We start from the raw sequence: 19,182 nt of genomic DNA, 5'->3' as shown, positions 1-19,182 counted from the left end.
CACTGCACCCAATCCAGGCAACATAGCAGCACTCCCCGCCCCCAGACCCTAGATATATCATTTGCAAACACGCGGGTAGGCTGAGGCTAGCTATCCTACTAACATAGTCTAATCGGAGTATCTTCTAGGCCCCCGGGTAATAAATTGTTAGGAGGCTAGACTGTGTGTTGTGAAAGACTAAATAGCTGGGCGGGGTAAGGTAGGCGTTGGAAGCCTGGGCTCGGCCCTAGTGTTTCGGTGGAGAGTGTTGGGTAGTAAGGGTGAGGATGGACTTTGGGGCGACGCTCTCTCCCTGTTCGTAGGCGGCGCTCAAGGCGGGCTTAGGAGAGAGTTCCATAGTATAGATCCCCTGATAGTCTCTCAGGCCAAGGGCTCTAGGATAAGGGATTATATGGGGAGGGAGTATATAGACTTCCACATGGCGTTCGGCGCCATAGCCCTAGGCCATAATGACGACTACGTTGTAACGCGGGTTAGAGAGCAGCTTGACAGGCTCATCCTCCACGGGGCTGGTGTCAGCGATGTTGAGATAGCCTTTGCGAAGAAGCTAATCGGAAGGTTTCCCATGTATGATAAGGTGTTGTTCACCAACAGTGGCAGCGAGGCAGTAATGATTGCTATCAGGCTTGCGAGGGCATACACGGGTAGGGACCTCATCGTCAAGTTCGACGGCAACTACCACGGCTGGCACGACTACTCCATGTACAACGTCAAAACCCCCGCCTACAAGGGTAAGACCGCTGAATCGAAGGGGATTCCGGATGCAGTAGCATCGACAGTCGAGGTCCTCCCCTATAACGACTTAGAAGCTGTAGAGAGGTTCATGGAGAAGTTTGGCGACAGGGTCGCCGCTTTCATACTAGAGCCTGTGGCCCACAGCATGGGCGTTATACCGGCGGAAAGGGATTTCGTAGCAAAACTTAGAAGGTTGTGCGACAGCCACGGTTCGCTGTTGATCTTCGACGAGATCATAACCTTCATAAGGGTGAGCGACAGGGGCATGCAGGACTACTTCGGCGTCAAGGCAGACTTAACCACTGTTGGCAAGGCTATAGCCAACGGCATGCCCGTCGCCGCACTATTAGGCGGCGGCGAGGTCATGGAGCTGCTGGGCAGGGGGGTTGTAAGCAGCGGGACGTACTCCGGCCACCCCCTCTCTATGGCGGCGGGGGTGGCTACCCTGGAGAAGGCGGAGAGGGTTGGGCTAACCCGCGTGCTGAACCGGAAGGCCAAGGACCTCGCCGGGATTCTACGGGATCTGGCGGAGGACCTCGGGGTTGAGGCTGTTGTATCTCAATTCGGAGGCTCGGTAAGCATATACTTCGGCTTGGACAGTAGGCCCAAAAACCTGGAGGAAGCACTTAGAGCTAATGGCAAAGCCTATAGGGCCTTCGCAAGCGAGCTAAGGCGACTTGGTATACTGGTTACGCCAAACCCGCTGAAGAGGATGCACCTAGCGTACTCCCATGGTGGGGACGAGTTTGAAGCCTTCCACAGAGCGGCGGAGAAGGCGTTGAGGACTGCCAGGGAGTATTTGTGAGGAGAAGAGCCCGCGGCTTAATAGTCGCCGTTAAGGGGTTTTTAGGGCTAGAAGGCGGCAGCCTCTCGTGTCAACCGGTCTGCCGTCGAGCTTTATATCAACGTTTCCCCAAACCCCAAGGTTATAGACTACACTCTTCCCCCTGTAGACGTTGAGGCTGGAGAACACTAGTACTCCATCCTTGAGATAGACGGAGCCGGAGCCGCCTAGGTCCTCGAGATTATAGGGTGTGCCGGCCCCGGTCTCGGGGATGCGCACCTCCCTGAGCCAGAACCCTCTTCTGCCCACCGTCATTATGTTGGTCTCAACCTCCTTGTGTACACTGTGGAGGAAGGATATTTCAACCTCATCCACGGTTTCGGACCAGGCTTTCGAGTAAAAGGTGGAGCTGCAGCGTATAACTATATCGTAGCCAGCCTGGCTGTCGTCAAGGCTGGCCAGCCAGAAGAGGGAGAGCGATATTATTGAGAGCGCGAGTAGGAGCCTTGGAAGGCTCAAAAACGGTCGCCCCTAGGCTTTCCCCGGGCTACACGGTCTTTACGTTTACTATGAACCTCTTGAAGAGCCTCCTAAACTCCTGGGGGCCTACTATCGGGCTGCCATCCTCCCGGCTTATTGGCTGGAGAGCCGGGGGGTTGTCTATTCTGTAGGATGGGTTCCTCTGTGACAGTCTCTCCTCGTACGTATCCTTCAGGGGGTTGACGTAGAACACGCCTACGGGTATCCGGGTGCCCCACTCCTCCGCCTTCTTGATAGCGGCCGCCTTCTTCTCTTCATCCTCAGAGGGGTCCCTCACTATGGGGTCCCAGCTGGGGTCGTCCTCCAGCTTGTATAGCCTGTCCTTGTAGAACTCCGCTGTGTATATGTCGTTGTAGGTTACGCACGGCTGGAGAACGTCTATAACCGCGGAGCCCTTATGGTTTATTGCCGCTTTGAGTATCTCCTTGAGATGGTCTACCCACAGGGAGTAGGCTCTGGCCACGAAGGTGTAGCCTGATGCTATTGCCAGGGCTATCGGGTTCACAGCGTCCTGGAGGTTGGGGACTGGCAGGCTCTTGACCTTCTCCCCCCTCCTCAGCGTCGGGCTGGCCTGGCCCTTCGTCAGGCCATACACCTGGTTGTTGTGTATCAGCACTGTGACATCCAGGTTCCTCCTGCCTAGTGCCACGAAGTGGGCAACGCCTATGCCCAGCAGGTCGCCGTCTCCGCCGTTTATGATTACCTTAAGCTGTGGGTTAGCGAGTTTTATCCCTGTGGCGAATGCTATGCCCCTGCCGTGTATCGTGTGGACCCCGTTGACGTTTATGAAGTGGGGTGTCTTGCTGCTGCAGCCTATGCCGGACACCACGACTGTCTGCGAGGGATCTAGGTTCAGCTCGGCGAAGGCCTTCTGCATGGCAGCAAGTATGCCGAAGTCGCCGCACCCGGGGCACCAGTCGGACCATACCTCTGTCCTGTAGGATGCTACACCCCTACTTGCCATAGCTCAACACCACCCTATCCCTACCATTCTTAACTATGTCCAAAACGCCCTCCACAAGCTCGTGGAGGTATATGGGCCTCCCCGTCCACTTTAAAATATGTTTTCTAAACACGAATCCCGTCTCCATCGTGACTATCTTTGAGGCCTGGCCAAGGTAGTTGGCCTCCACAGCAATAACCCTCTCTGGCTTGAATCTGGAGAGGACCTCCGACACCCTCCTCTTCGGCAGCGGGCTAAGCATCCTGAGATGCAGGTAGGCGGCGCTCACACCCTTCTCCCTGAGCCTCTCTATCGCCTCTAGAGCCGGGATCTTAACAGAGCCCCAGCCGACGAGCAGCACGTCAGCGTCCTCCCCGCCATAGTATTTCACCCTGAAGTCCTCAGGTATCTCCCGGTCAGCAATCTCCATCTTCTTCCACCTCCTCTCGTACATGACCAGCCTGTTGACAGGATCCTCGTCAATGTGGCCGAACTCATCGTTCTCATCGCCAGTATACCATGTTATCGCTCCCGAGCCGAGTACAGGCCTCTCGGCTAGCGGCTGGTCCCTGGGGAACCTCTTGAAGGGGCCTGGAGGCGCCTTGAAGAGCGTCTTGCCCCTATCTATCTTTATAGACCCCCAGTCGGGGAAGGGTATGGAGGCTACCATATTGGCCAGGAACTTGTCCAGCATGTGTATAACGGGCATCTGGTACCTCTCCGCCAGGTTGTAGGCTTCTATAGCGTCGTAAAACGCCTCGAGATGGTCGCCGCTGGAGAGTATTATCCTAGGGAACTCGCCGTGGCTAGCGAATAGGGAGAAGAGGAGGTCTGACTGGCTCCCCCTTGTTGGCAAGCCGGTGCTGGGGCCTCCCCTCTGGTAGTATGTTATTACTATGGGCACGTCATTCTTCCCCGCCCAGCCTAGGGCTTCGACCATTAGGCTGAAGCCTGGGCCGCTCGTCGCCGTTGAAGCTCTAGCACCTGTCAGGGCCGCGCCTATCACACTGCTTATAGCAGCTATCTCGTCCTCTGTCTGGAGAATCGCTATGGAGCCCAGGCTCTCGCCATCAACCTTGAGGCCCTCGAACTCCTCCAGCAGCACGCTCTCATCGCTGGCCGGGGTTATGGGGTAGTAAGCCTGGTACCTTATGCCCCCCACAACCTTACCCATAGCCACAGCATCGTTGCCCGAGGCGACTATGTACTCCCCGGTCTTGGGCTTGGCCGGCTCTAGCTTAAGCTGGGCTCCATACTCCTTCTCCACCTCATCCGCCACACTCGCTATGAAGTCCCTGTTTATCTCCAGCACCTTAGGCCTGGAGCCGAACCTCCTCTGTAGGCCAAGGTCGAGTGCCTCCCTGTCAAGGCCGGTGAGCCCTGCGATCGCGCCTATGAGTATGCTGCTCCTAAACCTCTGGGCCTGCGCCCTCGAGAGGCCGTGCTTCTTTATCAACACGTCGAACAGAGCCGTGAAGCTAAGTCCTATAACCCTAACACTCCTCTCCTTCTCAAGATACTCCACAACCTTCTCCACGGTGAACGGCTCAATACCAGCCTCCTTATACTGCTGCATCAGCCTGCTCCTCAGGTCGGGCTCCATACTCGCTATCTGCTGTAGCCTGGTGCGCGCCGTCCCTAGATCGTAGAGCAGGAAACCGCCGTTCCCAATGTCGTCCCAGTGGGTGAACACGGTCTCTGCATCCATAGCACCCAAGAAGTCCACAGGGTAGTAGAGAGGCCTGGCCTCGCCACTGCTGGACACCCTTATGTGTATATAGCTGTGCCTGCCGACAATGTTGCTGAAATACTCTCTATTGGCCAGCACGCCGTAGCCCAGGTTGGCATAGGCGGGGGCTAGGACCTGCATTGTCGTCTCCAAGCCCGAGCCCTGAGCCCCCCCTACTAGGAGGATAACGTCCTTTCTCATTTTAGAAAGCACCACCCTCCATGGGTTCTACACGTATTCAATATTGTAGAAATCCTACGTAGACCTTTAAAGTTTAAAATTATATCATGCCGAGATTGAACCTATAAATATGTTATGCTGGCCAAGGCGGCTCGATCCGGGAGCAAGCTAAAAATACATATACCCCAGACTCCTCTAGCCTTAACGGGGTGAATTGAGAATGTGCATGACCCCGAGTAGCGAGGACATACAGCTTTACGATGAGGCTAGGAAAGCGTTCAAGGAGAAGAACCTGCAGAGGCTGAAGGAGATCTACAACAGGCTGCTCGAGATAGATGCGAACCCGGAGATAGTATATATAGTACAGAGGATGATAGACGAGCTCGAGGGTAAAAAGGAGGAGGCCAGGCAGGTCTGAAAACCCTGGGCGCCTGGGGGGGTCAGGCGACTAGCTCTCCAGCTATTTTGTTAGCCTCTCTCACTACCTCGTCGTAGTCTGGCTCGTTTAACGGGTTGTCGGTTACCCACTTGTAAGCTACAGTACCGTCGGGCTTGACTATGAACACAGCCCTCTTAGCCACCATCTTTAGCCCCTTCAGGTCCTCGTGGTAGACGTTGTAGAGCTTTATAACCTCCCTGTTATAGTCTGAGAGCAGGTTGAAGGCGAGCCTGTTCTCATCCTTAAACTTCTTGAGGCACCATGGGCTGTCCACGCTTATGGCGAGGACCTCCGCGTTAGCCTTCTCCAGCTGGGCCATCTTGTCCCTGAATGTGCACAGCTCCTTTGTGCAGACGGGGCTGAAGGCCGCGGGGAAGAATATGAGGACCGCGGGCCTCCCCTTTTTGAGGACCTCGTAGAGGCTGACTGGCTCGAAATCCTGGTTGGGAAGGGTGAAGTCTGGCGCCTTGTCTCCAAGCTCAACCAAGCCTTTCACACCGTTAAACAAAGTCTACCTCCAGAGCCTTTAAACAACAGCAGCACGGCTATACATTAATTACGGAGAAACCGGACTCGTAATAGCCTGATAAGCCCTTAACACTGATAACCAGGCCCGCCCACCCTCCTACAGGTTGGTGTAACTACAGTTGGAACATCCTTGGATACCGAATTCGCACAGGGCGGTGCTGGATGAGATGTTGGAGGCTATGGGGGTCTCTTCTGTCGACGATCTCTACAGGGATATACCCCCCTCTATAAAGCTGTCGCCGGAGGAATGGGACTCGCTCCCGATAGGAGAGGGGAGGCCCCTCAGAGAAGCCGAGGTTCTTGCCAGGATAGAGAGGCTTCTCTCTAGGAACAGGTACTTCACAGACCCTCCGCCGTTCATGGGCGGGGGGGTCTGGCCCCGCTACATCCCCTCCGCAGTCAAGGCCCTTATAAGCCGGGGTGAGTTCCTCACAGCATACACACCCTACCAGGCCGAGATAAGCCAGGGGCTGATGCAGGCCCTCTTCGAGTATCAAAGCCTTGTGGCGGAGTTGCTTGAGATGGAGGTTGTTAACGCTAGCCTCTACGACTGGAGCAGCGCCGTGGGCGAGGCGATTCTCATGGCTAGGAGGGTGACGAGGAGGGAGAGGGTTCTAGTCCCGGAGACTATGAACCCCCTCCACCTGGAGACGGCGGCTAGCTACGCCTACGGCGGCGGGGTTAAGATAGAGGAGGTTAGGGTTGATAGGGAGACGGGGTTTATAGACTTGGAGGACCTGGAGCGTAAGCTCTCGCACGGCGACACCGCAGCCCTCTACATGGAGTATCCGAGTAGCTACACCGGGGTTATAGACGAGAACATTGAGGCTGCTGGGGAGGCCGTGCACAGGGCGGGAGGTCTCTTCATCCTGGGCGTTGAACCTGTGAGCATGGCTCTCCTCAAGCCGCCCGGGAGGCTTGGAGCTGATGTGGCGGTTGGCGACGGCCAGCCCCTAGGCCTCGGCCTCAACTATGGGGGCCCTTATCTCGGCGTTTTTGCCGTGAGGTGGGAGGGCAGGCTCGTCAGGCAGATGCCCGGGAGGCTTATAGGAATGACTGTGGACGCCGAGGGCAGGAGGGCCTTCGCCATGATACTCCAGACCAGGGAGCAGCATATAAGGAGGGCGAAGGCGACGAGCAACATAACAACCAACGAGGCCCTCATGGCCATAGCCGCCGCCGTCTACCTCAGCCTACTAGGCCCCCAGGGCCTCAGGGAGGTTGCAGAGGCCTCCTGGTACATGAGCCACTATGCCGCCAGAAAGCTCTCCGAGTTGGAAGGCGTTAGTGCGCCCCTCCTGAGAGGCGAGTTTATAATGGACTTCACGGTCAGGCTACCCATAGACGCTGCAGAGGCTAGGAGAAGGCTCCTCGAGAAGGGGGTGCTGGCCGGGATACCCCTGGGGGGCTTCTCCTTCTTCACTAGAAACGACATGCTCCTCACAGTCACCGAGGCACATAGTAAACGCCATGTGGATCTACTGGTTGATCTACTCGACAGTGTACTGGGTGGTTAGGGTTGGTGTGGAGGCAGTCTAGGTGGGATGAGCCGCTTATAACAGAGATGTCTAGACCGGGGAGGCGGGGGGCTCTCCCTCCGCGGCCCGGGGAGGATGTGGTAAAGGCTGTGGGCCCCATTCAGCTGCCGCGGACTCTAGCCAGAGACTCTCCCCCGAGCCTCCCCGAGGTGAGCGAGGTTGAGGTTGTGAGGCACTACACTAGGCTCAGCCAGATGGCATACGGGGTAGACAACGGCCCGATCCCCCTAGGGAGCTGCACGATGAAGTACAACCCCCGGGTGGCTGCCCGGCTCGCCTTCGACCCCCGGCTCGAGACTCTACACCCCCTCCAGGACGACGAGACCGTGCAGGGCGTGCTGGAGGCTATTTACATGGTTCAGGAGTGGCTGAAGCACATAACCGGTATGGACGCCTGCACCGTCCACCCAGCCGCGGGCAGCCAGGGGGAGCTTGCTGGGGTTTTGATGATTAAGAGGTTCCACGAGATACGGGGGGAGCTAGATAAGAGGAGGGTTATAATAGTGCCCGACTCCGCCCACGGCACTAACCCCGCCAGCGCCGCCATGGGGGGGTTCCAGGTTGTCGAGGTGCCAACCGGGGATGACGGTAACGTCGATATGGAGGCCTTGAAGGCCGCTCTCGGCGGGGACACAGCAGGCCTCATGATAACCAACCCCAGCACCCTCGGCCTGTTCGAGGAGAACATCCTCGATATAGCCCGCCTAGTGCACGAGGCGGGAGGCCTCCTCTACTACGACGGGGCCAACCTCAACGGCATCATAGGCAGGGCGAGGCCGGGGGATATGGAGTTCGACATAGCCCACGTTAACCTGCACAAAACCTTCAGCGTACCCCACGGCGGCGGCGGCCCCGGCTCCGGGCCCGTGTGCGTGAGGAGGGTTGAGGCTGCTCCCGGCGTCACACTGGAGGACCTCCTACCTGGCCCTAGAGTGGTGTACAGCGAGGATGAGGGGTTGTACAGGGTGAGGCCGCCTGGCAGGTGGAGCGTGGGCAGGCTTAGAGCGTGGATAGCGAACACCCTCGCAGTCCTCTGGGCCTACGTCTACATACTGGCTATGGGACCCCAGGGCCTCAGGCTTGCGGGTGAGGTTGCGGTTGTAAACACCAACTACTTCATCAAGCTAATGGAGGGCCACTGGGGCTACAGCCTACCCTACGCCCCAGGGAGGCCTAGGAAGCATGAGGCTGTCCTCAGTGCTAAGCCTCTGAAGAGGGAGACGGGCGCCACTGCGGAGGACGTTGCGAAGGGCCTGTTAGACGCCGGCCTCTACGCCCCCACAATCTACTTCCCCCTGATCGTGGAGGAGGCTCTCATGATAGAGTTCACCGAGAGCGAGACGAAAGAGAACATAGAGGCCTACGCAGCCAGGCTAAAGGAGATAGCGGAGGAGGCCAGGAGAGACCCATCCACCCCCAAGAAGTGGCCTAGGAACACCAGCTCAGCCAGGGTGGACAACGTGAGGGCCAACCACCCTAGAACCGTCACGCCCACCTGGAGGGTTGAGGTCCTCAGGAGGCAGGGCAGGCTGGGGCCGCTGAGGTAGAGTTAACTGCGCCTTAACTCAACCACCCCCGAGATAGAGGTTGAGTTAACGGTAGAGTTAAGCACCCAACGGTTGAAAACAGGTTAACCACCCCCCTAACCACCCCTAGGTCCCTGAAGGCGGCTAACCCTATGTAGACACGCGTCCATCAGGTAAGGGTGGAATAGAGGTTACCTGGGATAGCCCATAGCCCCCTTTCCAGATAGGCAGGGCGCGGCGGGGTATTACCTCTGGGGAGAGTTGAAACACACCCACACCCCCCAGGTACTCCTCCTACACGGCTGCACGTCTAGGTCCTCCCCCGTTGGGCTAGATCACGGGCGCATATCCCAATGTTTTCTTTCCCCAGGGTATTACCTTATTCGGGAGTTGCAGCGTTCAACCCGACCCCGAAGATAGTACCGTCTCCGCGGATGACATTCAGTTTTAAAGCCGGCATATAGCCCATGGAGCATTATCTACGGTGTCGGCCGTCATCCGAGTATCACCATGGCCTGGGCCTCTGCCTGGCACGGTAGGGTCGGGTGTATTAGACGGTTGATCCACGGGTGCACTATCCCCTCAGCAAGTCTCTTACTATGTGCAGCTGTTAATGCCCCTCTCTCCTGCGCAGGATATCAGCCCTCTAGACCGTATACTCTAGCGGGGCGGGATGAGGTGTGACTCCAATTCTGAGCCGTTCGGGCCGTGGGGAGATCCACCCCTATCTGACCGCTTCCCATGGCCCGGTGGTGGTGTAGAGTGAGGCTTATACTCCCGGTGAGCAGGGGGGCTGGTAATGTTGAGGCTGCGTTGACGGCCGCCTCTAGGATATGGGAGGAGCGGGGGTTCGACTCCGCGACTCTGATACATGTCGGCGCCCGGGATGCCGCCCGGAGGGTTAGAAGCCTTGTCGAGCAGCATCTGAGGGTTGACGTGAGCATCGAGGACCTCAGCAGCCACGCCATCCCCGAAGTCCAGGGGGAGAGGACGCTCCCCGAGGTCCTCAGGAGGATTTTCAGGGAGAAGTTCTGCGGGGAGGAGGGTGTCGTGGTTATATCCAGCGCGGGGAGGAGGCTTGCGGCTAGCACGGCGCTGGCCAGCGTCTCTGCGGGGTGCAGGCTCGACGTCGCCCATGTACACTTCTACTGGGGCCCCTGGACGGGGCTCATATACCCGTATGTGCCTCGTAGGCTGGAGCCGATTATCCTTATGCACAGCGTTGTGGGGACTGTGGGCGGGCGTGGGAGTGTGGCCAGCAGGTTCCCCGACCTAACCTCGAGGGATAGGGAGTGCGAGACGCCGTGGGGAGGCGATCTACCGCCTCTACGCTGCAGCGTTGCAGAGCTCGCGCGCCGCCTCAACAGTGTGCAGGCGTTCAGCGTGGCGGGGCCTCCTCTCAGGGCGGAGTGCGGTGTGGCCAGGATTGAGGTCGACGGCCTGGAGTCCATCAGGCTTAGGCTTTGCCACCCCCAGGACGTCGCTAACTCTGCTGCAAGAGTCGCTAGACTCGCCGCAGGCCTGGCTGACAGGAGGGGCGAAGCCCTTGTTCAACTGCCAGCGTGGATGGGGGCAGCGAGGCTTCGGGGTGTAGACGGCGCGTTAGGTGCAGGGGTTATTATAGATACCAACCTAATCTACTTCGGCATACACAACAACGCCCTAGAAGGCCTCAAGGTCTACATACCCGAGTGCGCAGTCCTCGAGGTGCAGAAGAGGGTGGCTAACGCCGTGAAGAGAGGCGGGCCGAGCAGCTCAAGCGCGGTTGCAGACGTCTTAGCCTACCTCGCCCTCCAGGACCTGCTTGCCTCGGGCGCCAGCATAATACCAAGCGGCCCTCCCCCCTGCGACGTGGGGATAACCAGGATAGACCTGACGCTGCTCGAGGGGAAAACTCTGGCCACTGGCGACAGCGGGGCGTACAAGTTCTGGAGGGGGCACCCGATAAGCAGGATATCCCACGACATAGTCCAGGCTAGCTTCGAACCCCACAGCGTGGAGCTCGACCTCAGGGTGGACCCCTCGGAGCCCGCTACCCTGGCTAGGCCCTACTACTCCCTCTACCAGGGTATGATAGCGCTCGCGCTGCTGGCTGAGGCCGGCGTGTCGGGGCCTGTCAAGATCGAGGCCGAGGATGGGAGTGGCGGTTTGAAGAGGGTTAAGCCGCCCCTTGGGGCCGTTAGGAGGTTCCTGGGCCTCGAGGCCGGATAGCCCCAGCCTTCTGTGGAGGGCTGGTAAACATTCTAACCCGTGGAACACCTTCCAGCACTATGGTTGGGTGTGTCTGTTGGGCGAGTGGCTGAGGGTTAGGATGAGGGCTGTCCTCAAGAGTCTTGATGTTGTGGAGAAGACGCTCGACATAATATACGGGGTGCTGGGTGACTATGGCTGTAGCCCGGGCTTCAGAGCCCCCACTTGGCTGCTTGCATCCTGCAGGAGTGATAGCCTGGTCAAGGCTAGCGTTAGGCTCAAGATGCCCCTGGGCGGGGGGTCTCTGGAGCCGGGGGAGATTGTTGTGGAGGTGTCTTCGAGGGATAGCAGCAGGATAGTGGAGCTCGCCGAGGCGGTGTTCCTGGCCCTCAGGAGCGAGGGCCTCCCTCTGGAGCTAGACTAGCCTCGTACACACCCTCTATATCCGGCACGTAGGGCTTGGAGCCGTCGCCGTACTTCTCTAGCGCCTCCCTGATCAGCTCCCTGATCCTGGTGAGGACCTCAGGGTAGCTGTAGCCGGAGCCGGCTAGGCGGCCTTCAACCACAGCTGGCCTCCCCGCCACCGACACCCAAACGGGGAGGGCCCTCCCCGCTAAGATGTCCTCTAGGCCGGCGTCGTAAGCAGCGAAGTCGCCGTCGTGCAGGGCGAGATACGCCCTGTAGCCGCCTATAGTAGCCTTGTAGAGTATCTCCTGCAGCCTGCCAGGGTACAGCCTGTTGATGAGTGGCAGATGCCTGGCCACCGTTCCTATGAGAAGCGGCCAGTCGCTGCCGAAGCCGTCGACCCCCTCTAGCGTTGGCCTCGTCCTGCGGTAGAGTATCTGGTTCGACGCCGGGCAGGAGATACACCTGACACCTGTGGGGAGGTCCTCGACCTCCATGCAGTGCACCGCAACTATCCTAGCCGGGTAGGGCCCTCTGCCCAGTACTTCCACGAGCCTCCCAGACTCGGGGACCCCCTCGCTTAGATGCATACCCACTATACTCCTCCTCCTCCTGGCCGCGGCCTGAAGCGCCCTTCTAATGCTCTCCGGCCTGGCGGTTCCCAGGCTATGGACGAAAACGCCTATCTTAGCCAAACCATCTCTAAGCAGTCCCTCCAGCCTCTCTATCTCAACCTCCACCTCACCAACGCTCGGCCAGCCAGCCCTGTCCATAACAGTGGGTAGGAAGATAGCCCGCGGCCTGGCGGGCAGGCTTAGCCACCCCCTGACGTTGGCGGAGAGCCTGCCAGTTGCGGCCACGAGCGTCGCCCCCTCGAGCAGGGATCTGGAGAAGGCGGCTGCCGCCAGCCTGGAGGAGAGGTCTAGATCGCTTCTAACAGCAGCCTCGTCAACCCTGAGGAGCCTTGTCTCGAGCCACTCATAACTGTTGCTCCAAACCCTCGAGGGCGCAAGCCCAGCATCGACCACCTGCGTGTGCATGTGGCCGTCGCTGAACCCCGGAACAACCACTGTCTTGAAGTAGAGGTCCTCCTTGTAGGGAGCCCTAAACCCCTCCACTATCCTACCATACACCACAGCAACATCAGACTCAATAAACCCCATGGTCCCAACCCGTCTGGAGGGCCGCGCGCCCCCGAGCCTGGCGGCGCAGGCTGGGGGGCTTGCTTCACGAGGTGTGGCAGGCCTCTGCCGTGTGGGAGGCGCTGCTTTTATCTAAAATATCTGGCATTCCGGTGTTTATAAGCCTTGAGGCCTCCAGCTCAATGGGGGAACTCTAGGGAATAATGTTGTTTATATCCAGCTTAAAGACCTTGATTCTCCACAGCATTAAGATCTCTGGAGGCGTGTAGCCATGACTGTCTTGCTTATCCTCCACTACCTCCACCTGCTCCTAGCCTCCATATGGATAGGCTTCCTGGTGGCCGCCCTGGTAGCCTCATTCAGGGGTAGAGACCAGGTCCTGGCGGTTCAGAAGACCCTGGGCCCAGCGGCTATGGGTAGCCTGCTGCTCCTAGCTATTGTTGGCATAGGCATAGCCCTGGCAAAGTACGACGCCGGCCCTGGAGACTGGTTCCAGTTCGGCACCCACATCGGGAGAATTGGGGAGAAGATAGTCTCCTGGATTGTAGCTGCAGCCACAGGCTTCTACATGGTTCACGTGGCGGGGAAGAGGCTAGCGGAGGGTGAATCAGGCCTCGGGGGCTACCGGGCTTCCGCCTTTCTAGCGCTGCTGGCCAGCCTAGGCGCCGCTCTGCTGGGCTCCATGCTCACCCTAGGGGTCTAGCAGCCTGAACCTTACTTTATCCCCGTCGGAGATCTTCAACACGTCCCTTAGATAGACGTCCGCAACTATCTCAACCACGTCTCCCTTGTAGACTGTTATCTCCGGCCTGACTATGTGGCCCCTTACCCCTCCCTCGATCTCCACGGGGAACGCTATGACCGCCGCTAGCCTCTCACCCGGTATACGGGGGGGTTCTATCCTAACGCCCCGCGCGCCCTCTATACACTCGCTAAGCCTCTCCGCACCCTCCCCCATCTTAAGGTTAAGCGTTCCAGGGTAGGGTGTATAGCCCAGGGCTCGTCTGAAGTTTCTGGCGTATATGCTCACATAGAAGGAGCCGTGGCCGAGGCCGCTGAAGACTGTGCCCTCGAAGACCCCACAGTCCAAAGCCCGCTAGCACCTCTGCGGTGTAGAGGGGGCTTTACTTGCCGGTGATTAAGCCCAGTATCCTGGGCTGGGCCTGGAGCCCGTCCTCTATGTAGCTCTTCACCAGGTAAACGCCCAGGTAGACTACAGGCGTGTCGAGCACGGCTATCACGAGCTTTATTATATACTGGCTGTATATCATGGCCCATAGGGTCGACAGGCTGACCGGCTCTATGCCTGAGGCTGCGGGCGAGAGGAGGGGGATTATGTAGAAGGCTAGGGATAGGAACACTACGGTGTCGATTAGCTGGCTGGCCCATGTACTCATGTTGTTTCTGAGCCACAGCCACCTGCCGCGTGTTAGCCTCTTCCAGAAGTGGAAGGACCATACGTCGTGGTACTGGCTGATCAGGTAGGCTGTGAGACTAGCTATTATTATGTTGAACCCGGCCATAACGACCTTAGCATACTCATCCTGCTGTACTGGGCTGAAGGGCGCTGGGGGGGAGGATATGGCCGCGTATGTGAGGAAGAGGGCGACTATCTGTGAGGCGAACCCTGCGGCCACCACAGCCCCAGCAGCCCTCCTACCGTAAACCTCGCTCACAATATCCGTAACTATAAATGTCACGGAGTACGCCACCACCCCGGCGGGACCGACGAGGGTTATGAGCCCAGGTATCTCTATCATGAAGAGCTTGGCCGAGAGATAGTTAGCGCTGACTAGCGCTACAGAGAACACAGCTGCAGACAGTATGAGGGGCCACACACTCTTGTCTAGCCTCTCCCCTTCCTCTTCCATGAAAGTCTACACCCTGAAAGGTCTACGCATTTGCAGAGCCTAATAAGGCTGGCCCGCATGCTTAAACTGTTAAGCAGACGCCTCACCGGTTTAGCCTCAAATACCCCTGACACTCCTATGATACCCGGGGAGAATAGAGGATTCTACAGTAGCCCTATAGGCTATAGCGTGTTCCCTGGCCGGGGGGCCGTAGGGGTAGCAGTGTTGAGCTCCGGATCTAGGGTTTACGTTCTAATGCGCAGCGTCTATGGCGGTAGGAACGCGTTCGCCCCGGTAGCCTCAGCACTAGCCGCCTCTGGCTTGGACGTCAGGATTAGGATTGTGGAGTCTAGCCCCGAGCCCATTGCTAGAGAGCTTCTGGCCAGGGGGAGGCGTGTTGTGGTTATGTACGGGGTCACCAGCCCTGCCTTCCTAGAGCTGGCAGGGGAGATCCATAGGGTTTCGAGGATTGCACCCACAATCGTAGGGGGCCCGCACGCCGCGGGGGCTTACTGGCAGGTCCTCAGGCTCGGGGCAGCGGCCGCCGTCGTCGGCGACGGGGAGATAGCGGCGGTTGAGGTAGTGGAGAGGGTTGCAGAGGGTATGGGGCTTGAGGAGCCCCCCTCCAACACTGCGGTTAGAAGCGGCGGGAGATTTAAGGTGGGGCCGGTGGCGCTGGCTAGTCTCGACGACTACACTCCCCACTACCCCCAGCTCGGGCTCTACCCGCCTATAGAGATTATGAGGGGCTGCAGCTACCGCTGCAGGTTCTGCCAGGTACCCTGGGAGTTCAAGTCGCAGGTCAGGTTTAGGAGTGTCGGCTCTGTTGCAAAGGCGGCGGCCGACTACGTGGCCGCTGGCAAGCGTGAGATAAGGTTTATAGCGCCAATAGGCTTCGCCTACGGGAGCGAGGACCTAAGGACGCCGAACCCCGCGGCCGTGGAGGAACTCCTGTCAAGCGTGAGGGCGGTGGGGGGCAAACCCTATCTAGGCAGCTTCCCCAGCGAGACGAGGCCCGAATTCGTCACCCCCGAGATCCTACGGGTTGTCAGGAGGCTGGCCTACAACAGGAGGATCTCTATAGGGCTACAGTCGGGCAGCGACATGCTTCTCGAGAGGATAGGCAGGGGGCACGGTGTTGACGAGGCTGTGAGAGCCGCTGGATTGGCTTTGGAACACGGCTTCACGCCAGTAGTCGACATAATATTCGGGATGCCCGGGGAGGATGAGGAGGATGTGGTCGAAACGGTCAAAGCCATGTACAGGCTCTCCGAGATGGGTGCTAGGCTCAGGCTACACCACTTCCTACCCCTACCCGGCACGCCCTTCGCGAGGATCCCTCCCAAGCCGCTCCACCCCCTCTATAGGAGAGCAGTGCTGAAGCTCCTCGGGCGGGGCGTCCTCGAGGGCTACTGGAGAGAGCAGGAGAGGCTGGGGCTCGAGATCTACTGTATGACGGCGCTAGACCCGGCCCCCACCAGGGAGCCACAGCCCCTCAGGGGGTCTGAGAGGCTATGCTCCAGCGTGTGGAAGGCTATAGCGCCGGCCAGGCTCGAGCCCTACTCGGGCGTGGTGGAGGGGCTGGAGCATAGGGCGTAGTATGTTAGGACTATCTATTTACCTCCACTTAAGAATGTCTACGACCTTCGACTATACTATTGGTAGAAATTATGGCTACAGCAAGGGCGGGGGTTCTACGCAGCCCGGTTTACATTGTGGACGGTGTGAGGACTCCGGTAGGCAAGTTCGGCCGGAGCCTCAGAGACTTCAAAGCCGTTGACCTAGCCGCCCTAACCATAAGGGAGCTTCTAGAGCGCACCAGCGTCGACCCCAGCCACGTCGAGCTTGCTGTGTACGGCCACGTGATAAGGGCTGGCACCCACATGAACACGGCTAAGCAGGCAGCCATCAAGGCCGAGCTAAGAAACGATGTGGAGGGCTTCAACGTCGACATGGTGTGCGCCAGTGGAATGGCCTCCGTAGTGAAGGCCTCGCTGCTCATAGACGCCGGGATGTACAGCATAGCGCTGGCGGGCGGTATGGAGAGTATGAGCAACGCCCCCTTCATAGCCCCCCCATCGATACGATGGGGCGTGAGGCTGATCTACCAAGGAGCCCTTGAGATGAAGGACGCTATGGTGAGCGACGGGCTATACGACCCCCTAAACCAGCTGGTAATGGGGCAGGAGGCGGACGAGACCGCCTGGGAGTACAAGGCGGATAGGGAGGAGCTAGACTGGATAGCCTATGAGAGTAACATGAGGGCGGCCAGGGCGTGGGAGAGGGGTCATATGCAGAAGTACACCATACCGGTCAAGGCTGGAGGAGGCGTTGTGTTAGACTATGACGAGGGGATAAGGCCCGATACGACCGTGGAGAGGCTTTCAAAACTACCCCCGGTCTTCACTCCCAGGGGGCCCCACACCGCCGGGAACAGTAGCCAGTTGAGCGACGGGGCTGTCTCCCTCCTCGTAGCTGGCGAGGATGCCGTGAGGGAGATGGGTCTCAAGCCTAAGGCCAGGATCGTGGGCTGGGCATACGCCGGTGTTGACCCCCGCAGGTTCCCGGTGGCCCCGGTCTACGCCGTTAGAGCGCTGCTGGATAAGCTCGGCTGGAGGGTAGAGGATGTGGACTACTGGGAGAATAATGAGGCGTTCGCCGTGAACAGCCTGATAATGAATAGGGAGCTGGGAGTGCCTTATGAGCGGCTGAACGTTGTAGGCGGCTCCATAGCAATCGGCCACCCGCTGGGCTCGACCGGGGCCAGGCTCCTTCTGCAGCTGGCCTACACTCTCGAGGAGAACGGGGCTAGGCGGGGCGTGGCCTCCATATGCCATGGGCTAGGCGGGGCGGCTGCGGTTGCCATAGAGAGGGTCTAGCCTAGGCTGCACTCCCGAGGAGAGGCAACCCTGGGAAGCATAGCCAGGACCTCTGCAGCCGTAGGCATGTTACTGCTACCTCTCTTAAGCACCTTAGCAGATCCTGCAGCCACAGCCAGCCTAAGCGCCCCCCCAATACCCCATCCAGCCTTTACAGCGATATTGAAGGCTGCGTCGAAGGCGTCTCCAGCCCCGGTCACATCGATCGGCTCTAGCACCGGCGTCCTGTCTAGCGTAAGGCAGAGGCCTCTCTCGATTACAGTGGCACCGCCTCTACCGTGCTTCAGCACCAGCCTCCTCAGCCCAGATTCCAGGAGCCTGCTAGCAGCCTCCAGGTCGCCGTTACCGCTCATCCCCCTCAGCTCCGAGGTGTTTATGAACATCCAGTCCACCCTCTGGAGTCTGTTCCACAGGCTCTTCGGCCTCTTGAAAGCCTCACCGCCTGGGTCGTAGCTTAGGGTGCACCCTCTTGGTGCGTAGTCGAGAGCCTGGGGGGGCACGCTGGCCATATGCACATGGCACTCGCCCCCCGCCCCCTCAAGAGGCTCCTCCTCGATATATTTGAGCAGCTCCTCGTTGGCACCCCTCATCGACACCATGCTCCTGTGAGAGTCGCTAGCCACAACCATAACAACGACAACGCCGGAGGGCCTGTCAACTGTCCTAACCCTCGATACATCCACCCCCCGGCTCTTCAGCATGTCCACCACGCCGAGCCTCTCCATCTCCCTGCCAGCAACAGCAACCAGAACGGGCTTTTGGCCTAGAAAGGCGACCGCTATGGCATAGTTAGTGGCCGCCCCGCCCACGCCTATCCACGCGTCACGGGCGAACACAACCTCCTCTGGCCCTGGAAGCCTGTCGACGGAGAGGCTAATGTCCAGGTTGATGTTGCCTACCGCTATGTGCGTCTGCACGCCAGGCCCGGGTAGAACCATTTCTTACCCCTCCTCTCCCTCTCCCTGTCCCAGCGGGCCAGAATGGCCACCGCCTCTGAAGCCACCCTTGCTGCGTCTTCAACGCCAGCGTTAACGACGAACTCCCCGCTGACCCTATTAGCTACGACAGCGCAAACGCACCCAGCCCTGGCGCCGTAGAGCTGGGATAGGGTGAAGAGGGCCGACGCCTCCATCTCGAAGCCTAGAGCCCCCGCTGACCTGAGTTGCGGTATCACATCTGAAGCCGCCGGCGTCATATAGCCCCTGAACCCCGGCCTCCCCTGTCCTAGGTAGAAGCTGTCCGTGCTGGCCACAATCCCGACCTTATACCTAACCCCCAGCGTCTCAGCAGCCTCCACCAGAGCTGCCACGACATCATAGCTCGCCGCCGCGGGGAACCCGGGGGGAGCGTACTGGCCGCTGGTACCCTCCATCCTAACCGCCGCCGACCCTATAACGAGAGTGCCAGGCCTAAGATCATCCCTTATACCCCCCATGGTGCCAACCCTTATAAAGGTCTCAGCCCCAACCCTCAGCAGCTCCTCAACAGCGATGGCCGTGCTAGGGGAGCCTATCCCGGTGCTCGTCACGCTTATCGGCACACCCTTGTACCGGCCGGTCCAGGTCCTGTACTCCCTATGGTGCGCCACCAGCCTGGCCTCATCCCAGAGGCGGGCTATCAGGTCCGTCCTCTCCGGATCTCCCGGGAGGAGAACGTAGCGGGCAACGTCGCCCCTCTTAACCCTCAAATGATACTGGAGCCCCTCCTCGCCCTCGGGCCGGGCGGCGCTTCTTAGACGCTCGTCGCCCAAGGCCTAAGCCCCCACACTCTATTA

The 19,182-nt window shown here is 59.0% G+C and carries 18 protein-coding genes; 9 read left to right on the top strand and 9 right to left on the bottom strand.

Annotated elements, in window-relative coordinates; genetic code table 11:
- Nucleotides 1-247: 247 nt before the first annotated feature.
- Nucleotides 248-1,540, top strand: coding sequence for an aspartate aminotransferase family protein (locus ACAM_RS06760; RefSeq protein ID WP_022542073.1), 1,293 nt, complete (start codon nt 248-250; stop codon nt 1,538-1,540).
- Between the two features lie 30 nt (nt 1,541-1,570).
- On the opposite strand, the gene ACAM_RS06755 is transcribed toward ACAM_RS06760, so the two are convergent.
- Genes ACAM_RS06755 through ACAM_RS06745 form a run of 3 tightly spaced genes read right to left on the bottom strand, consistent with a single transcriptional unit; the run spans nt 1,571 to nt 4,932 of the window.
- Complete coding sequence (locus ACAM_RS06755) at nt 1,571-2,038, bottom strand: DUF1850 domain-containing protein (RefSeq protein ID WP_022542072.1); 468 nt, start codon at nt 2,036-2,038, stop codon at nt 1,571-1,573.
- A 28-nt stretch (nt 2,039-2,066) separates the two neighbouring features.
- Entirely contained in the window at nt 2,067-3,023 is a 957-nt protein-coding gene (locus ACAM_RS06750; protein ID WP_022542071.1) for a 2-oxoacid:ferredoxin oxidoreductase subunit beta, read from the bottom strand.
- The gene (locus tag ACAM_RS06745; RefSeq protein ID WP_022542070.1) at nt 3,013-4,932 is read right to left on the bottom strand and encodes a 2-oxoacid:ferredoxin oxidoreductase subunit alpha; all 1,920 of its coding nucleotides are present in this window, start codon (nt 4,930-4,932) and stop codon (nt 3,013-3,015) included. Before ACAM_RS06745 ends, ACAM_RS06750 begins: the two co-directional genes overlap by 11 nt.
- A 199-nt stretch (nt 4,933-5,131) precedes the next feature.
- On the opposite strand from ACAM_RS06745, the gene ACAM_RS06740 reads away from it, so the two are divergent.
- A complete protein-coding gene (locus ACAM_RS06740; protein ID WP_062661511.1) occupies nt 5,132-5,329 on the top strand; it encodes a hypothetical protein in 198 nt (65 codons plus the stop codon).
- A gap of 22 nt (nt 5,330-5,351) precedes the next feature.
- Here the strand turns inward: ACAM_RS06740 and ACAM_RS06735 are convergent, their stop codons facing one another.
- Nucleotides 5,352-5,837 carry a peroxiredoxin gene (locus ACAM_RS06735; protein WP_148706458.1) on the bottom strand — a complete coding sequence of 162 codons (486 nt, stop codon included), beginning with the start codon at nt 5,835-5,837 and terminating at the stop codon, nt 5,352-5,354.
- Nucleotides 5,838-5,997: 160 nt separating this feature from the next.
- Between ACAM_RS06735 and gcvPA the strand changes: the two genes are divergently transcribed.
- The 4 genes from gcvPA (at nt 5,998) to ACAM_RS06715 (ending at nt 11,556) form a co-directional block, all read left to right on the top strand.
- The gene (gene gcvPA, locus ACAM_RS06730; RefSeq protein ID WP_022542067.1) at nt 5,998-7,395 is read left to right on the top strand and encodes an aminomethyl-transferring glycine dehydrogenase subunit GcvPA; all 1,398 of its coding nucleotides are present in this window, start codon (nt 5,998-6,000) and stop codon (nt 7,393-7,395) included.
- 5 nt (nt 7,396-7,400) lie between these two features.
- Nucleotides 7,401-8,963, top strand: a complete 1,563-nt coding sequence (gcvPB, locus tag ACAM_RS06725; RefSeq protein ID WP_062661530.1) for an aminomethyl-transferring glycine dehydrogenase subunit GcvPB — start codon at nt 7,401-7,403, stop codon at nt 8,961-8,963.
- Nucleotides 8,964-9,704: 741 nt separating this feature from the next.
- Nucleotides 9,705-11,153 (top strand): hypothetical protein, encoded by a 1,449-nt coding sequence (locus ACAM_RS06720; RefSeq protein ID WP_022542065.1) that lies wholly within the window; start codon nt 9,705-9,707, stop codon nt 11,151-11,153.
- A gap of 76 nt (nt 11,154-11,229) precedes the next feature.
- A complete protein-coding gene (locus ACAM_RS06715) occupies nt 11,230-11,556 on the top strand; it encodes a hypothetical protein (RefSeq protein WP_022542064.1) in 327 nt (108 codons plus the stop codon).
- Here the strand turns inward: ACAM_RS06715 and ACAM_RS06710 are convergent.
- A complete protein-coding gene (locus ACAM_RS06710) occupies nt 11,522-12,700 on the bottom strand; it encodes an amidohydrolase family protein (protein WP_022542063.1) in 1,179 nt (392 codons plus the stop codon). The genes ACAM_RS06715 and ACAM_RS06710 overlap by 35 nt on opposite strands.
- A gap of 250 nt (nt 12,701-12,950) precedes the next feature.
- Here ACAM_RS06710 and ACAM_RS06705 point away from each other — a divergent pair, with 250 nt between their 5' ends.
- Nucleotides 12,951-13,382 carry a hypothetical protein gene (locus ACAM_RS06705; protein ID WP_022542062.1) on the top strand — a complete coding sequence of 144 codons (432 nt, stop codon included), beginning with the start codon at nt 12,951-12,953 and terminating at the stop codon, nt 13,380-13,382.
- Here the strand turns inward: ACAM_RS06705 and ACAM_RS06700 are convergent.
- Together ACAM_RS06700 and ACAM_RS06695 are read right to left on the bottom strand one after the other, a co-directional pair.
- Entirely contained in the window at nt 13,371-13,769 is a 399-nt protein-coding gene (locus ACAM_RS06700; protein WP_022542061.1) for a DUF120 domain-containing protein, read from the bottom strand. The genes ACAM_RS06705 and ACAM_RS06700 overlap by 12 nt on opposite strands.
- 34 nt (nt 13,770-13,803) lie before the next feature.
- Nucleotides 13,804-14,550 carry a queuosine precursor transporter gene (locus ACAM_RS06695; RefSeq protein ID WP_022542060.1) on the bottom strand — a complete coding sequence of 249 codons (747 nt, stop codon included), beginning with the start codon at nt 14,548-14,550 and terminating at the stop codon, nt 13,804-13,806.
- Nucleotides 14,551-14,754: 204 nt separating this feature from the next.
- On the opposite strand from ACAM_RS06695, the gene ACAM_RS06690 reads away from it, so the two are divergent.
- Together ACAM_RS06690 and ACAM_RS06685 are read left to right on the top strand one after the other, a co-directional pair.
- On the top strand, nt 14,755-16,128 hold the full coding sequence (locus tag ACAM_RS06690; RefSeq protein ID WP_022542059.1) for a TIGR04013 family B12-binding domain/radical SAM domain-containing protein: 1,374 nt from the start codon (nt 14,755-14,757) through the stop codon (nt 16,126-16,128).
- 71 nt (nt 16,129-16,199) lie between these two features.
- The gene (locus ACAM_RS06685) at nt 16,200-17,408 is read left to right on the top strand and encodes an acetyl-CoA C-acyltransferase (protein ID WP_148706457.1); all 1,209 of its coding nucleotides are present in this window, start codon (nt 16,200-16,202) and stop codon (nt 17,406-17,408) included.
- On the opposite strand, the gene ACAM_RS06680 is transcribed toward ACAM_RS06685, so the two are convergent.
- Together ACAM_RS06680 and udp are read right to left on the bottom strand one after the other, a co-directional pair.
- Nucleotides 17,405-18,346, bottom strand: a complete 942-nt coding sequence (locus tag ACAM_RS06680) for a carbohydrate kinase family protein (RefSeq protein ID WP_022542057.1) — start codon at nt 18,344-18,346, stop codon at nt 17,405-17,407. The two genes, ACAM_RS06685 and ACAM_RS06680, sit on opposite strands and share 4 nt — an antisense overlap.
- A complete protein-coding gene (gene udp, locus ACAM_RS06675) occupies nt 18,310-19,158 on the bottom strand; it encodes a uridine phosphorylase (protein ID WP_022542056.1) in 849 nt (282 codons plus the stop codon). Before udp ends, ACAM_RS06680 begins: the two co-directional genes overlap by 37 nt.
- Nucleotides 19,159-19,182: the final 24 nt, after the last annotated feature.

Origin of the sequence: Aeropyrum camini SY1 = JCM 12091, from assembly GCF_000591035.1 — an archaeon.
In the GTDB taxonomy this organism is placed as follows: domain Archaea; phylum Thermoproteota; class Thermoprotei_A; order Sulfolobales; family Acidilobaceae; genus Aeropyrum; species Aeropyrum camini.
This window is presented reverse-complemented; position numbering and strand designations above follow the sequence as displayed.

Coding starts and splice junctions, on each gene's coding strand:
- ACAM_RS06750 (WP_022542071.1), bottom strand. CDS start 3,023: ATGGCAAGTAGGGGTGTAGCATCCTACAGGACAGAGGTATGGTCCGAC.
- ACAM_RS06745 (WP_022542070.1), bottom strand. CDS start 4,932: ATGAGAAAGGACGTTATCCTCCTAGTAGGGGGGGCTCAGGGCTCGGGC.
- ACAM_RS06740 (WP_062661511.1), top strand. CDS start 5,132: ATGTGCATGACCCCGAGTAGCGAGGACATACAGCTTTACGATGAGGCT.
- ACAM_RS06710 (WP_022542063.1), bottom strand. CDS start 12,700: ATGGGGTTTATTGAGTCTGATGTTGCTGTGGTGTATGGTAGGATAGTG.
- ACAM_RS06705 (WP_022542062.1), top strand. CDS start 12,951: ATGACTGTCTTGCTTATCCTCCACTACCTCCACCTGCTCCTAGCCTCC.
- ACAM_RS06695 (WP_022542060.1), bottom strand. CDS start 14,550: ATGGAAGAGGAAGGGGAGAGGCTAGACAAGAGTGTGTGGCCCCTCATA.
- ACAM_RS06685 (WP_148706457.1), top strand. CDS start 16,200: ATGGCTACAGCAAGGGCGGGGGTTCTACGCAGCCCGGTTTACATTGTG.
- ACAM_RS06680 (WP_022542057.1), bottom strand. CDS start 18,346: ATGGTTCTACCCGGGCCTGGCGTGCAGACGCACATAGCGGTAGGCAAC.